Below are 15,338 nucleotides of genomic sequence, written 5' to 3' on the forward strand. Positions count from 1 at the left end.
GGTCCCTGTCTTTCGGTGAACATCGACTGTAACCAATGGCACCGACGCGTTCGGCGGCGGCGCAACGGCGATCTACGGTATCGGTATGACGAACGAGCTTCCGGTACGCGGGTCCTGGCGCGATTACGAAGACCTGGGACTACCGAAACCGCTCGCTGCGGCGCTGGAGGCGTTCGTCGAGCAGGGCTATCACGGGACTTCGATCCGTGACGTCGCGTCGCGGTCCGGGCTGTCGGTGCCGGGGCTCTACCACCACTACCCGTCCAAGCAGGCTCTGTTGATCGGTCTGGCGACCGTGGTGATGACGGAGTTGTTGGAGCGAAGCCGCGCCGCCGAACTCGACGCCGGGGACGATCCCTCTGATCGCTTCGACGCGGTGATCGAATCTCTGTTGCGGTTCCACATGTTTCGACGCGAGCAGTCGTTCGTCGCCTCCTCCGAGATTCGCAGCATGGAGCCCGACAGCCGGGCTAGTTACATCGCGCAGCGCGACGAACAGCAGAAGCAGGTGGACCGGATCGTCCTCGACGGCGTTGCTTCGGGCGTGTTCGATGCCGACCATCCCGAGGATGCCAGCCGAGCTGTCGTGACGATGTGCGTCGCCGTCGCGGTGTGGTACCGACCGGACGGTGAGTTGTCTCCGGACGAGTTGGTGGAGAGGTATCTGGAGATAGCGCGTCGGATGGTGGGGGCGAAGCGGGTGGGGGAGTGACTGTGGGGGCGAAGCGGGTGGGGGAGTAACTGCTGTGTGCAGTGTCGCGGTAGGCGGTCGCCAGCGTTTGGTGTCGGCCACGACGCGTTCAACCTCGCTTTTGTTTGCCTGGGAAATCGCATAGGTCGGTCGCATTGACCAGCGCGCGGACACGGTTTGCTGCGTTGCGAAGGCGTTCTCCAACTATCGGATTCCGGACGGCCGCGGCGGCCAACGACTTTGCGACAGTGGCGACTTCATCGCCGCCGGGGATCAGTAGGCGGTCAGCGCCGGCCAGGAGGCTTGCGAGTGCGGTCTCTGCGGGTGCCCGCCCACGCGCCGTTGCAGGGGAATCCAGATCGTCACTCCCGACTACGCCGCGGAAGCCCAGGTCCTCTTGCGATGCTCGGACCGTGATGCTCGAGGCCGTCGTCGGAGCGGTTGGATCGACGGCTTCGACAATGGCCGGTCCGATCATCATGCGGGAAACGCCGGCGTTGACGACAGCCTTGAACGGTGTGAGAGTTTTTGTGCTCCAGCCCTTTGCGCCGACGGCCGTGTCCTTTGCTGCGGGGTCGTGTTCGAGTACTGGGAACCCTGGGAAGTGTTTTGCGATTGCCGCGACTCCAGAGGTCTGGACGCCGTGAACGAAGGCCGCTGCGATGCGAGCGATTTCCGAATGCGGCAGGTCGAGTGTGCGTGTGCAGGGCTCGCAGTAGCTACTTCTGCGCCGACGCGGGGCGCGTCTTCGGGCATCCGGCTCGGTCGATCGTTTACCAGTGCGCTGATTCTTGCCCTATTGACTCTTCCACGTGCGGTGATACGTTTAACCGCACGAGCATGGTGAGTGTTATCCCCGGCGTCGGTACGCGCAATGATGCAGTGTGCAGTGTGGACCTGGCGGGCGTGTGACTGCAGGGACTGTTTGGCCTGCTATATGCACGATGTGTGCATATTTATGGTGAAGTAGTGCTCGTACTGTGCATCGTTGTTGTGATGGTGACTCCGTAACGTGATTTGGACAACGCTGATTGCAGTACATGACTTGCCTCGCAACCCTATTGAGGGGCATGCGTGTGCAGATTGAGGACTCACAATGACTACGAACATTTCGGAAGACCCGCGGGCGCTGAGCCTCCAGCGAATTCGGCTTGCCCGGGTTGCGACATTCTTCGGATTCGCACAATTGGGAGCGGTCATGCTCACGTGGTCGACGAACACCACTGCGCTCCGTGCTCACCTGGGGTGGTCGGGGGAGGGCGGCGACTCGAATTTCGGGCTGGTGGCATTGGCGATCGGCGTCGGCGCTGCAGTCGGCTGCTTCCTCATCGGGCCGTTCGTCGACAGGTACGGTCCGCGAGCCACCTGTATGCCCACGATGATCATCTACCCGTTGATGTATATCCCGTTCGCGTTCTTGCAGGGTATTGCCAGCGCAATGTTCCTCGGCGTGATGATCGGCTTGTTGAGAGGTGCCTTCGACACCGCCTTCAACACACACGGTGTGCAGGTGGAGCGTTACTACGGCAGGCCCATCATGTCTGCGTTCCACGCGGCCTATCCGGCAGGCGGATTCGTCATCGGCCTGGTGGCCAGTGCAATCGCCCGTCACTATGTCGAGAGCCCCGCGGTGGCCTACATCTCGATCGGTGTCACGATGTCGGTTCTCGGAGCTGTGTTCGGTCGCTGGTTGTTGACTCGCGATGAGCTGCTACCCCCGGATGCCGCAGCCGTTCTCGGGAAGCAATCGACAACCGGGAGATCGGCGTCGACGACGACTTTGCTGATCATGGCCGGATTCGGCCTCTTGATGCTGGCATCGATGCTCAGCGAAGGCGCAATTCTGGACTGGGGACAAGAGTTCGTCCGGCGCCATGCCGATACCAGCGCTGGTATGGCTGCGACAGCTGTGACCTTCTACTCCGGTGCACAATTCGTGGGGCGCCTCTTCGGTGACCGGCTCGCCGAGTACTTCGGTGCGCGCGTCATCGTGGCCGTCAGTGGTGTGATCGGATTCGTCGGTGCCTTGCTTGCGATCGGGGGTGCGTCAGCTCCGTTCGCCCTGGTGGGATTCGTTCTCCTGGGGCTCGGGCTGGCATGCATGGCTCCGCTGATGCTCTCTGCTGCCGGCCGTCGTGACCCCGAGAACGCCGGAAGAAACATCGGAATTGTCAATGCGATCGGCTACGTCGGCATGCTCGTCGGGCCGGCTGCGATCACGCTCATCGTCGACGGATTCGGAATCGGCTGGATGCCGGCGCTGCCGGCAATCTTGCTCCTGCTCATCGCCGTCGGCGGTCCTGTATTGATGAAAACCGTTCCGCGATACTCGGAAACTGAACGTACGGGAAATGCTCTGAAGCCGGAGCATCACACGGTCTCCCACTGAGGTCGAACAAGCAGTGGCCCACGTGCGAGTACATCGAAATCCGGTGTACTCGCACTGGTGTCACCGAACGGAAGGAAATTCTGTTCGGGATTTGAGGAAGAAACAGGATGAGCACTGGCGGACCTTCGGAGTCGATCAGACGTTCTGCGCGAGCGCTGATCGTGGATCATTCGTATCGAATACTGTTGTGCAACTTTCGATCTAGATCCGATGAATCCTATTGGATCACGCCCGGTGGCCGTTGTGAGGAACGTGAGACCCCACGCGGCACACTCGAGCGAGAGCTTCGAGAAGAGGTAGGGCTCGAACTACGCACGACGCAGCCGCTCGTCTGGCGCCAAACGATCATCGATCCAGAGCACTTTCCCGGATTCAGCGGCGTCGACAACTTCTATTTCCTGGTTCGAGTTCATGGATTCGAACCACGAGGGGCATTGACCGACGCAGAATTGCGCGATGAGCACCTACACGGTTTCAGATGGTGGACTCTGGAAGAGATCGAGAACTATTCGGGTTCGGCCCTTTTCGCGCCTCACGATATCGCCGAGAGACTCGATCTCACCCTTCGTCGCGGGTCGCCGTGCCCGGTAGTGTGTTTCGGCTCGGATTGATCCAGGTTGCTACTCGTACAGAATCGGGCCGCGCGATCGCTGGCGACACCGACGCTCTGTACAGGAGAATATGCCGTAACTGGGCAGCGACCCGTCGTAGACAACCCCGTGGACGACTCGTGATGCCAATGCTGTTCGAGGTCGACGCGGTTATGTTCGGCGCACCAGGACTGTGCCGTTGGTCGCAGAGTTGGTTCCAGACACGTGAAACATTGCGTGCGCCCAGGGGCGGTCCGCGTTCAGCAACGAATTCTCTTCGATCATCCTGTCGTCGTGATAGCCCTGTGGATCCTCGCCGAGCTCGACCAATCGTTGTCGCGCTGTCTCCGGTGCGGTGTCGACCCACACTGTCGCGTCGTACAACATCCGCAATGAACGGCGGATCGACCCGGCACCTTCCACGAGAAGCAACGTTGTCTGGTCAGAGACAGCGATATCGCGAGGCTTGTCGTGGTTCGACCGGAAGGTGAATGGAAGCCCAGTTCGCCGTATAGGTTCCAGTAATTCCTTGGCGAGCAAGGTATCCCAGCCAAAAAATGTTCGACTGCACGCGATGTCATCTGTGTGCACGATGACCGTCCCTGTGCAGTTTGCCGATAACAGTGCGGCCAGCGTCGACTTGCCGGAACCACCCCTCCCGTCGATCCCTACGATTGCCGGGCCGCGCCCAACTGAACCGGACCGCAGAAGTTCCACGAATTGTGGGATCGCGAATCTATTCCAATCCGAATTTTCGTCACGTTCAGTGGGACGTTTCATGAACCTCTACCTTGGATCGAACCAGCTCCGAGTGTGAATTGTGAACGGCTACTGTCCACAGAAGTCGACTGTGACCCGGCTAGCCGTCCTGGCCGACTCGAGTATCGAGATGCTCACTGCCAGTGCGTTGGTCGCGTCGAGTCCGTCGACGACTGGTCGGCCGTCACCGTTCGTGGCACGGGTGAAGTGTTCCAGCGTGATGTCGTACGTGTGCCGGCGGTCTTCGACATCGATCTCGTGTGATCCCCGGCGATCGTGCAGAACGACCGACCCGATGGGTTCCGGAGTCATGACGTCGGCTGCATGAAGGCTGCCGGCTGTCCCGTGCACCTCCACATACGTGGGTGCGAATGGCGTAGTGAAAGTGTCGTGGAATCGTACAAGGACGTTGTTCTCGTAGAGAATCGACGAGGAGGCTGCATCTTCGGCTTCGGTCACCCAATCTCCTTGAGCCACAGTGATCGCGCTCGCCGTCAGTGCTCTTGTGCCGAGTAGCGGATTCACGACTGATGCGTTGTGGCAGGAAAGATCCATGACGGCGCCTGATCCCGGCGCGCTACCGAGTCGCCACCCTCGCAATCGTTCGGGTAGGAGTGACGTGTGGCGAACACTGACCGACAGAATCCGGCCTATGTCGCCGCGCGTCACTGTGCGTCGAATGGCCTGGTGCGTACCTGCGGCAGGCAGGTGGTGGTTGACACCTAGGACTACGCCGGCGGATTGGCAAGCGGCGGTCATCTTCCGCGCATTGTCGATGCTCGTCGACAGCGGCTTCTCGCAGAGAACGTGTTTTCCGGCTGCTGCCGCCGCGCACACCTGCTCGAGGTGGCGATCATTTGCACTGGAGATGTAGACCGCATCGATGAGGGGATCGCTGAGCAGATCGTTCAGCTTGTTCGTTCGGTTCGATATCTCGTTCCGACGTGCGTACTGCTCGGCGTGGTCCGCATTTCCGCTGTACACGGAACTGATGTGGTGGCCGGTCCTTCGCAGTGCGGGAATCATTCGCGTTTCGGCGATATCACTCGCACCGACGATTCCCCAGACGAGATGCGGTTGTTCGCTCATCGAAGTATTCCTTCTCGGGCATCGACGATGTCGAATAGACAACGACGGCTCCGGGTATTGGCCGACTCGACGTCAGGAGTTCGGCGCGGACGAAATCTGGTAGGCCAACACTACGAAGTGGCGATAAATATCGACAGCGCCAAAACGTGCAAGCGTGAGCCGCTGATCGACCACTGTGAGCAGGCGCGAGCGCTGCACCTGCTCTGACCGTGAGCTTTCGAACGACCGGCATATCATGCACGGATTGGGCAGATTTTGGCAGAAGTGCTTCCCCCTATGTGTCTGTTCGCTGGATCACTTCGCAGGAAAGCTAGGGCTATCAGTTTGATTTCATGCCTCACCTCGAAGGAGCAACCCGCCAATGTCGTTCGTTCTCAAAGCAGCAGTCGGCGAACCAGCGCAGCGTGCCAGCAATCCGGCGGTGGTCGACACAGTCGCGGGTGTGATCGCAGACATTCGTGCCAACGGTGACGACGCGGTCCGCAAGTACTCTGACCGTTTCGACCGGTGGTCGCCGGATTCGTTCCGGCTCGACGAAGATCAGATCCGCGAGATCGTCAAGTCCGTCCCGACAACGGTCCTCGAGGACCTGCAGTTCGCGCAGCGTCAGATTCGCGACTTCGCCCAGGCGCAGCGCGATACCATCACAGACCTCGAGGTCGAGACTCTGCCCGGCGTGTTCTTGGGGCACCGGAACGTTCCGATCGACGCGGCTGCAGCCTACGTTCCGGGTGGCAGGTACCCGCTGACAGCGTCGGCGCACATGACGGTGCTGACCGCGAAGGTCGCAGGCGTCGAACGCGTCGCGGCTACGACGCCCCCGAATGACGGGCTTCCGCCCCAGATCAGCATCACCGCAATGCATCTCGCCGGGGCCGACGAGATTTTCGTGCTCGGTGGCGTACAGGCGATTGCAGCGCTGGCTCTCGGTACCGAGACGATCGATCCTGTCTCGATCCTCACGGGGCCGGGCAACGCATACGTGGCAGAGGCAAAGCGTCAACTCTTCGGTGAGGTCGGAATCGATCTCTTTGCAGGTCCCACCGAAACACTGATCGTTGCCGACGAGTGCGCCGACCCGTTCACCATCGCAGTGGATCTACTCAGCCAGGCTGAACACGGTCCGGATTCACCGTGTGTGTTGATCACGACGTCCGAGGCTGTGGGCAACGAGGTGATCAAACACATCGACGCATTGCTACCCGGTCTGGAGACGAACGCGATCGCCGGGCCTGCCTGGCGCGACCATGGACAGATCCACGTTGTCGGGACTCTCTCCGAAGCATATGAACTCGCGGACAAGTTTGCCTCCGAGCACGTACAGATCCTGACGCAGAATCCGCGTGAAGCGCTCGACAACATGAGCAACTACGGTGCCCTTTTCCTCGGGGAAGGAACGTGTGTTCCATACGGCGACAAAGTGATCGGGACCAACCATGTACTTCCTACTCTTGGCGCTGCGCGCTACACCGGAGGGCTCTGGGTAGGGAAGTTCCTCAAAACCCTCACTTTCCAGGAGGTGCGCGATCCGGCGGCGAGCGCCAGGATCGGCGAGATCGCTGCGCGACTGTCCCGATTGGAACGCTTCGAAGGCCACGCCCGTTCAGGTGACCTGCGTGCGGCGAAGTTCGGTGGAGCCGAACTACCGTGGGGCGAGATCCCGGTGGCGGCAAACCTCAAATGACGATGCGCATCGAGCACGACCTGCTCGGTGATCGTGAAGTGCCTGCGGAGGCCTACTACGGCATCCACACGCTGAGGGCACTGGAGAACTTCCCGATCACCGGTATTCCTCTCTCGGTCCACCCGGACATGGTATCGGCGTTGGCCGCGGTCAAGCAGGCCGCGGCTCGGGCGAACGCCGACCTCGGAATCCTCTCGCCCGAGCATGCAACAGCGATCGAGCAAGCTTGCAAGGAGATTCGCGCGGGCAGGTTCGCCGACCAGTTCGTCGTCGACGTCATTCAGGGTGGTGCCGGCACGTCCTCGAACATGAACGCCAACGAAGTGGTCGCGAACCGCGCGCTCGAAATGCTCGGCCGCGAACGGGGGCAGTACCAATTCCTCCATCCTCTCGAACACGTCAACATGAGTCAGAGCACCAACGACGTCTACCCCACCGCGATCAAAATCGGCTTGCAAGGTGCGGTCACCAGGCTTCGAGGTGCGATGGACGAACTTGCAGGCGCATTCGCGGAGAAAGCAGCCGAGTTCTCCCACGTGCTCAAGGTCGGACGGACTCAGTTGCAAGACGCGGTCCCGATGACTCTCGGTCAAGAGATCGTCACGTTCGCCGTGATGATCAAGGAGGACTCTCAGAGACTGGAAGAGGCCGCTCGGTTGATCTCGGAGATCAACCTGGGAGGGACGGCGATAGGCACCGGTCTCAATGCGCACCCGGAGTACGCCAGACGTGTGCGTGAGCACCTGGTGTCGATCACCGGTCTCGACATCTCGACGGCATCGGATCTCATCGAAGCAACCCAGGACGTCGGGGCCTTCGTTCAGTTGTCGGGAGTGCTCAAGCGCACTGCGGTCAAGCTGTCCAAGATCTGCAACGATCTGAGATTGCTGTCCTCGGGCCCACGCGCAGGGCTGGGTGAGATCAATTTACCTGCGGTGCAGGCGGGTTCGTCGATCATGCCTGGCAAGGTCAATCCGGTCATTCCCGAAGTGGTCAATCAGATTGCCTACCGGGTGGTGGGAAACGATCTGACCATCACCATGGCTGCCGAGGCGGGTCAACTGCAGCTCAACGCATTCGAACCTGTCATTGCACACAGCCTGTTCGAGACTGCAGAACTCCTCACGCGGGGCTGCACTGTGTTGCGCGAGCGATGCGTGATCGGCATTACCGCCAACGTCGCGCATCTCGAACGAACGGTCGCGGCTTCGATCGGTGTCGTGACCGCGCTCAATCCCTACATCGGCTACACAGCCGCGACGGAATTGGCGGCGGACGCGCTTGCTTCCGGTCGCACCGTCGTGGAGTTGGTGCTCGAACGCGGGTTGTTGGGCAAGGAGGATTTGGACGCGATCATGGAGCCTGCGAATTTGGCACGAACTGCGATCGTGTCGGCTCCCGATTTCGATCCGCTCGTCCCGTCGACCTGACCAGGTCTTCAGGGCGGTTGACACCGCACATGTGGGCGGTATCGTTTAGTGATACGTATAACTACTTGCAGTCCTGTTGCGTCAGGATTGACAGAAGCTGAGTCGGCACGGTTCAAGGACGTACAGCGTCAAGCCAGCCAGGAGACGGAAACCATGTTCGAAAAGACACGAATGGACAGTCATCCCCCCTGTAAGAGCAACTACGACGTCATCGTCGTGGGAAGCGGAATGGGGGGTGGAACGATGGCATACGCTCTCAAGGATTCCGGCCTCGATGTGCTCTTGATCGAGAGGGGAGACTTCCTTCCACAGGAACGTCAGAATTGGGACCCCCGAGCGGTGTTCGAGAAAGATCGGTACAAGAACGCCGAAAAATGGGTCGACACCGAAGGGCGGGAGTTCGCCCCCGGCACCTACTATTACGTCGGCGGAAACACCAAATTCTACGGTGGCTCGCTGGTCAGGTTCAGGCGAGAGGATTTTCAGTCCTCACGGCATCACGACGGTGAATCGCCGGCATGGCCGTTCTCGTACGACGATCTCGAACCCTACTACGCACGTGCCGAGCAGGTGTACAAGGTTCACGGCGACCACACCGACGACCCGACGTTGCCACGCAACGAACCGTTTCCGTACCCTCCCGTAGGGCACGAGCCAGCGATACAGCAGGTCGCCGACGATATGCGTAAGGCGGGTTTCACCCCTTCCAATCTCCCGCTCGGGGTCGACCTTCGGCAGGGTGGGTCATGTATTCGATGCAAGACATGCGACGGGTTCCCTTGCCGTACCTTGGCGAAATCGGATGCCGACGTCTGTTGCGTGCGACCCGCACTCGATTCGGGCAACGTCGAAATCGTCACGAACGGGTACGTGGAGAAGGTGCTGACCGACGATTCCGGACGTCGAGCATCAGGCGTCGAAGTGACCCATCGCGGCGTCACCTCCACCGTACGTGCGGATACGGTCGTAATCTCCTGTGGTGCGGTCAATTCTGCAGCGCTGCTGCTACGTTCGGCCACGTCTGTCCATCCTGACGGGCTCGCAAATTCCTCCGGAATGGTCGGTCGTAACTACATGGTGCACATGAACTCGATCATGGTGGCCATCGACCCACTCAAGAAGAACAAGTCCGAGTTTCAAAAGACGTTGTACTTCAACGACTTCTACCTGCGTGGCACTGACGATCATCCGTATCCGCTGGGCCACGTGCAACTGATCGGGAAGCTCCAGGCGGAGATGATCAAGGGGCAACGGCCCCACATCCCCAAATGGGCGTTGAGCCTTGCCACGAACCGTAGTACCGATTGGTGGCTGTTCACGGAGGATCTGCCCAACCCTGAAAATCGTGTCACGCTGACTCCCGGAGGGCGTATCCAGATCGCGTGGGAACCGAATAACGTCCGGGCACACGAGGTTCTGGTTCGCGAGACGCGAAAAATGCTTCGCAAGATCGGATTTCCGGTGGTCATCAGTGAAGGAACCGGGATAGAGGTGAACTCGCATCAGGCCGGAACCGTTCGGCTCGGTACCGACCCGGCTACATCGGTCCTCGATCCGAGTTGCCAGGCACACGATGTCGACAACCTGTATGTCGTCGACTCCTCCTTCTTTCCGTCGCTCCCGGTGATGAATCCGGCGCTGTCGATCGCGGCGAACGCGTTGCGTGTTGCAGATTCGATCATCGCTCGAAGCGGCGACTCCACGGCGGGTGCATCGCACGGCTCGTCGATCTCTGCATAAATTGCTCACCCCAATTCTTTTCGATTCGAAAGTGAAGAACATGACTGTGCAAAAGCTCACCGGTGGCCAGATGGTGGTCGACATACTGATCCGTGAAGGAGTTGAAAAGGTATTCGCTATTCCGGGACACGGCAATACGGCGTTACTTGATGCGTTCGTCGACCGGGCCGACGAAATCGAGTTGGTTCCCGCCATCCACGAGCAGGGCGCCGCACACATGGCCGACGGCTACTACCGCGCATCGGGCAAGATCGCGGCCGTCTGTACTTCCATCGGACCGGGAGCGACGAACACCGTAACCGGAATCGCGACTGCGTTCGCGGACTCGCAGCCGATGATTCTGATCACCGGCGCCGTTCACACGTATATGGAGAACCGCGGCGTCCTCCAGGAGATCGATCGGCCGCACGGGAACAATTTCCCACGGATGGTCGAGCCGGTCGTCAAGCGCTGGTGGCAGCCCGGTCGACTGGAGCAGCTACCTTCCGCGATGGCTCAGGCGTTCAACACGATGCTCGAAGGTCGCAGAGGGCCTGTCCTGGTGGATATCCCGCAGGACCTGCAAGCTGAGTACGGCGACTATGTTCCAGAGTTGTACTCGCGCCGAGCTCAGACCCGGGCGACTGGTGATCCCGTCGCCATTGCCGAGGCAGCCAAGCTACTGGCGGGTGCTAAGCGTCCCGTGATCCTCGCTGGCGGAGGCGTCATCGCAGCCGAGGCCGGTGCGGAACTCCTCACACTGGCGGAACGTCTCGGCGCTCCCGTGACGCACTCCTTCCAGGGCAAAGGCGCATTCCCCGCAGACCACGATCTGTACGCGTGGCCGTGCGGCGACATGGGATCGATTCCTGGTAACGGAGTCACCAAGACCGCCGACGTCATTCTTGCAGTGGGTTGCCGGTTCAGCGATCGCATCACGTCCTCCTACCGCCCGGGAGTCACATTCGACATCCCTAACACGAAACTCGTTCACATAGACATCGACGGATTCGAGATCGGCCGCAACTACCCGGTCGAGGTCGGGATCGTCGGCGACGCCAAGACCTCGCTCGCGTCTCTGATCGACGAACTCGGCGCACCGGCAGCGGATTACGACTTCCGAGCAACCGACTACTACGCCGAACTTCAGGACTTGAAGGCGCAGTGGGACGAGCACCTGCGCCCTATGCGTGAGACCGATTACTTACCGATGACCAACTCGCGGGCAATGGTCGAGATCCGAAAGGTTCTTCCGCGTAACGGAATTCTGGTCACCGATTCCAGCAACCCGGCAAACCAGGCGTTCAACGAATTCCCGATCTACGAGCCGAAGAGCAACATCGTTGCCGGCGGATTCTCCGGAATCGGATTCGGTGTACCTGCCGCGATCGGCGCCGCGATCGGCGCACCGGACAAGCTGGTTCTCGCGCTCGTCGGCGATGGCGCGTTCCTACAGACCGGCACGGAGATCGCAGCTGCCGCCATGAGCGGCGTCAATGTCGTCTTCGTCGTTCTGAACAACGGTGGCTGGGAAGCAATCAAGGACCTTCAGATCAATCTCTTCGGCGCGGAACGGGAAATCATCTCAGGGTGGAAGTTGCCGGATGGATCCCCGTACTTCGCCGATATCACTGCGTTCGCCCAGTCCCTCGGATGCAAGTCCGAGCGTGTCGAGGATCCGGCAAAGCTCGGCGCCGCTGTTCAGCGCGCATTCGAGACCGAGGGCCCCGTAGTCATCGAGGCGATCAGTGCTCGCGAGCTGCCCTGGACCGAGATGCATGCAATGGGTTGGTGGGATATCACCGTACCGGCGTACCACGGCGAAGTTCGAGACGACTACGTGAACCAGCGCGGCTTCTGACCCACCCCTCACCGGAAAGTAGTTGTAAGTCATGGGCAACATCAAACTCGGACTTAATCTGGAGTTCGCGCGATACGAGAACGGCTCTTTCGATTGGGCCATGGACCAAGCTGCTGAGATCGGCTACAAGTACGTCGAGCCGATGGTGCACTGGGGTCGTGAACTGCTCAGTGCAGCAGGATATTTCCACAGTCGTTCCATGCTCGACGATCCGTTGATCCTACGGAATGCGGCCGAAGATCGCGGTCTCAGCATCTCGTCGCTGTCGAGCCACGCGCCACTCGCCAAGCCGGAGGTGGCAGTGGAGTACTTCCGCCAGGCCATCCGTTACGCCGCGGAGGCAGGTTCTCCGATGATCATGGTCGACGATGGACCCACCCCGTCTTGGACCACGGAGGAAGAGAACTACACGCTCATGCGGTACACCCTGAAGGAGGCAGCGCTGGTCGCGGAACCCCGGGGTATCAAGATCGCAATCGAGACCCACGGGCCGTACACCGCGACTCCGGAGCGCCTCGACAAGATCATGAATTTGGTCGACAGTCCTGCCCTGACGATCAACCTCGATACCGGAAACAGCTACCTGAGTGAGAACGATCCGCACGAGTGGCTCGAAGCCATCATCGGTCAGGTCACGCACCTGCACGCCAAGGACATCGCGTTAGACGACGCGAAACGTCTACGCGGAAAAGTGCGAGGCATGCTGGGATGCGCATGCGGTGAAGGCGTCATCGACTGGAAGCGCATCGTCGACACACTCGCCGCGGCCGACCACGACGTCGTCTTGTCGGTGGAGTGCGGCACGCTCGACGCCGCGAAGAAGAGCTACACCCACCTCAGCGCATTGATCGAAGCAGTCGGTCAGTAGCCGTGTTCGGTTTGGAGACGCATCCGGGAAACATGAATACAGTCGTGATCATGGACCCGTCCGTGATGAAGCCGAGGATTCCGAACGGTGAAGTGCCGACCGTCGAGGAGTTCGTGACAGCCCCGCCTGCCGTACGCGCACTGCCGATCCCGCGGATCGAAGCCGTCGACGGCCGAATACAGATCAACTAACCGAACACCGAAAGTGCTCGGGCCCAACCTCATCAGGTTGGGCCCGAGCACTTTTCGTCTCGGCGGCTGTAGTTCTGCCTCGTCTGGGGCGGTGGGGGCCAGGTGGGTGATGGAAAGGGTCTCGGATGTCCGACGCCGACGGTGAGACAGTGAGTCTCGGATCCGCGACACGAACAGGCCCGTCGACAGTCGTGGTGACTTCAGACGGGCCTGTACGTCGATCTGCTTGCAGCTACAGCTGCTTACGCGACGGCTTCTGCTGGTCGGGCGCCGGTGATCATCGAGACGATCTCGTCGGCGGTGGTTTCCTTGGTGTTTCGGCACCCGACGACCTGGCCTCGCCGGAAAACGTACACCCGGTCGGTCAGTTCCAGCACCTGTTGCATGTTGTGGCTGACGATGATGACCGCGACTCCGCGTTGTTTGAGGCGTTTGATGATGTCGTGGACGTGGGCGGTCTCCTGCAGGCCCAATGCCGCTGTGGGTTCGTCCATGATGATGAGCTTCGATCCCCAACCGGATGCGCGGGCGATGGCGATACCCTGGCGCTGGCCACCGGAGAGACCCCGAACGGTCCGGTGTACCTCGGGCACGTTCACTCCGATCTCCGTGAGCAATTCGGTTGCACGCTTGGCCATCTTGCGTCTGTTGAGCACGCTCAAGCCGCCCAGGTTGATCAGCTTCTCTTCACGCCCGAGGAACAGGTTGGTCAGGACGTCGAGGTCGTCTGCGAGTGAAAGATCCTGATAGACGGTTTCGATCCCGGCTTCGCGTGCATCGATTGGGCTTTGGAACTCACAGTCCGCACCGTCGAATCGGATGGTGCCATCACTCGACGGTTGCGCGCCGGAAAGGATCTTGACGAAGGTGGACTTGCCTGCGCCGTTGTCGCCCATGATGGCGATGTGCTCACCGTGTCCGACGCTGATGGAGGCGCCTTGCAAAGCTTTGACGCCGCCGTAGAACTTGGAGAGGTTCGTAGTCTGGAGAAGAGGCTCGGTGGTGTTGGTGATAGTACTCATTGAGGTGGTTCCGATCTGGGGGGTCGTCTCGAATCAGTACGCTGCGGGAGAGTCGGCGACATTGGCGGATGTTACGGGCGGGATCGGGACGAAGATCTTGGGTTGCACCGTGCCACCGTCCAGCAGGGTCAGCATGGCGGCGACAGCTTCTCGCGCCATCTCCTTGGGATCGCCGTTGATGGTTCCGTACGTGTCTCCCGCGAGGATGCTCTCGCGCATCTCTTCCGGATAGTCGTTGCCGACGAAGACGATTTCGCTTCGGCCCATCGACTTGGCCAGGCGGGCGCCCGCAGCCAATTCGGGTCCTTGCGCGACGACGGCGTTGATCTGCCCTGCCGGATACTTCGCGAGCCAGTCCTGGGTCAGGCTGATGGTCTTGTCGTTCGCCCAGTTGTTCGGCTGCTCTTCGACGAGTTTGACGTCGGGGAAGTTCTCCTGCAGTTCGGCACGGAACCCTTCCGACCGGCCGATCTGCGGCCCACTGCCGAGGATGCCGGTCATCAAGGCGACGTTGCCCCGATTGCCAATTGCTCCTGCGACCATCTTCGCCTGCTCGCGTCCGACCTGAACGTCGTCGGTCCCGACGAACGAGGAGACCGGGGCGTCTTCTGACAGCGCCAGGGAGAATGCGATGACCGGGATTCCTGCTGCTTCGGCTCGTTTGATTGACGGAGTCATGCTGTCCTGGTCGCTGGGGGCGAGGAGAATTGCGTCGACCTTCTGCGTGACCAGCTGGTCCATTCCGCTACTCATCTGAGCGATGTCGTTGTGCCCGTTGACAACACTGAGCTTGTATCCCGCAGCTTCAGCTTCTTCTTGCACAGTCGAGATGGCTACGTTCATCCACGGGTCGACGCCGACGTCGTACACCACGAAGCCCAGCGTCTTGTTCGCACCCGAGGAAGGTGCGGTTCCGCAGGCCGTGAGTGCGACGGCGACGAACGCGGCCAGGCAAAGGGCAAATGCGGTTTTGATTGTTCGGGACGTTCTTCTTGCGGTCATATGTTGTCACTCCTGGAATGTGGTTGGCTGCGACTGGAATCGG

At 60.5% G+C, this 15,338-nt stretch carries 14 protein-coding genes; 9 read left to right on the forward strand and 5 right to left on the reverse strand.

What is annotated here, in order from left to right:
* Positions 1–85: 85 nt before the first annotated feature.
* Positions 86–712, forward strand: coding sequence for a TetR/AcrR family transcriptional regulator (locus tag AC3WQS_RS00615; RefSeq protein WP_070795625.1), 627 nt, complete (start codon positions 86–88; stop codon positions 710–712).
* A gap of 88 nt (positions 713–800) precedes the next feature.
* Here the strand turns inward: AC3WQS_RS00615 and AC3WQS_RS00620 are convergent, their stop codons facing one another.
* Positions 801–1,379, reverse strand: coding sequence for a glycoside hydrolase family 3 N-terminal domain-containing protein (locus AC3WQS_RS00620; RefSeq protein ID WP_080572255.1), 579 nt, complete (start codon positions 1,377–1,379; stop codon positions 801–803).
* Positions 1,380–1,787: 408 nt separating this feature from the next.
* On the opposite strand from AC3WQS_RS00620, the gene AC3WQS_RS00625 reads away from it, so the two are divergent.
* On the forward strand, positions 1,788–3,080 hold the full coding sequence (locus AC3WQS_RS00625) for an MFS transporter (protein WP_387403222.1): 1,293 nt from the start codon (positions 1,788–1,790) through the stop codon (positions 3,078–3,080).
* A gap of 107 nt (positions 3,081–3,187) precedes the next feature.
* Positions 3,188–3,691, forward strand: a complete 504-nt coding sequence (locus AC3WQS_RS00630) for an NUDIX domain-containing protein (RefSeq protein ID WP_080909894.1) — start codon at positions 3,188–3,190, stop codon at positions 3,689–3,691.
* 150 nt (positions 3,692–3,841) lie between these two features.
* Here AC3WQS_RS00630 and AC3WQS_RS00635 read toward each other — a convergent pair whose 3' ends face one another.
* Both AC3WQS_RS00635 and AC3WQS_RS00640 read right to left on the reverse strand, forming a co-directional pair.
* Positions 3,842–4,093: a hypothetical protein gene (locus AC3WQS_RS00635; protein WP_133727159.1), complete on the reverse strand. Its 252-nt coding sequence runs from the start codon at positions 4,091–4,093 to the stop codon at positions 3,842–3,844.
* A gap of 405 nt (positions 4,094–4,498) precedes the next feature.
* A complete protein-coding gene (locus AC3WQS_RS00640) occupies positions 4,499–5,518 on the reverse strand; it encodes a Gfo/Idh/MocA family protein (protein WP_492712805.1) in 1,020 nt (339 codons plus the stop codon).
* Positions 5,519–5,879: 361 nt separating this feature from the next.
* Between AC3WQS_RS00640 and hisD the strand changes: the two genes are divergently transcribed.
* From hisD to AC3WQS_RS00670, 6 genes are all read left to right on the forward strand, one after another.
* Positions 5,880–7,202: a histidinol dehydrogenase gene (gene hisD / locus AC3WQS_RS00645; protein ID WP_492712804.1), complete on the forward strand. Its 1,323-nt coding sequence runs from the start codon at positions 5,880–5,882 to the stop codon at positions 7,200–7,202.
* A complete protein-coding gene (locus AC3WQS_RS00650) occupies positions 7,199–8,632 on the forward strand; it encodes an aspartate ammonia-lyase (protein ID WP_019745471.1) in 1,434 nt (477 codons plus the stop codon). Before hisD ends, AC3WQS_RS00650 begins: the two co-directional genes overlap by 4 nt.
* Before the next feature lie 153 nt (positions 8,633–8,785).
* A complete protein-coding gene (locus tag AC3WQS_RS00655) occupies positions 8,786–10,372 on the forward strand; it encodes a GMC family oxidoreductase (RefSeq protein ID WP_029537086.1) in 1,587 nt (528 codons plus the stop codon).
* 40 nt (positions 10,373–10,412) lie between these two features.
* The gene (locus AC3WQS_RS00660; RefSeq protein ID WP_492712803.1) at positions 10,413–12,212 is read left to right on the forward strand and encodes a thiamine pyrophosphate-binding protein; all 1,800 of its coding nucleotides are present in this window, start codon (positions 10,413–10,415) and stop codon (positions 12,210–12,212) included.
* A gap of 31 nt (positions 12,213–12,243) precedes the next feature.
* A complete protein-coding gene (locus AC3WQS_RS00665; protein ID WP_070795628.1) occupies positions 12,244–13,080 on the forward strand; it encodes a sugar phosphate isomerase/epimerase family protein in 837 nt (278 codons plus the stop codon).
* A 50-nt stretch (positions 13,081–13,130) separates the two neighbouring features.
* Positions 13,131–13,271, forward strand: coding sequence for a hypothetical protein (locus tag AC3WQS_RS00670; protein ID WP_153211537.1), 141 nt, complete (start codon positions 13,131–13,133; stop codon positions 13,269–13,271).
* Positions 13,272–13,513: 242 nt separating this feature from the next.
* On the opposite strand, the gene AC3WQS_RS00675 is transcribed toward AC3WQS_RS00670, so the two are convergent.
* Together AC3WQS_RS00675 and AC3WQS_RS00680 are read right to left on the reverse strand one after the other, a co-directional pair.
* Complete coding sequence (locus AC3WQS_RS00675; protein WP_070795630.1) at positions 13,514–14,293, reverse strand: ATP-binding cassette domain-containing protein; 780 nt, start codon at positions 14,291–14,293, stop codon at positions 13,514–13,516.
* A 33-nt stretch (positions 14,294–14,326) separates the two neighbouring features.
* Positions 14,327–15,295 carry a sugar ABC transporter substrate-binding protein gene (locus AC3WQS_RS00680; protein ID WP_097386818.1) on the reverse strand — a complete coding sequence of 323 codons (969 nt, stop codon included), beginning with the start codon at positions 15,293–15,295 and terminating at the stop codon, positions 14,327–14,329.
* Positions 15,296–15,338 lie beyond the last annotated feature (43 nt).

The organism is Rhodococcus sp. FW305-130 (assembly GCF_058788335.1).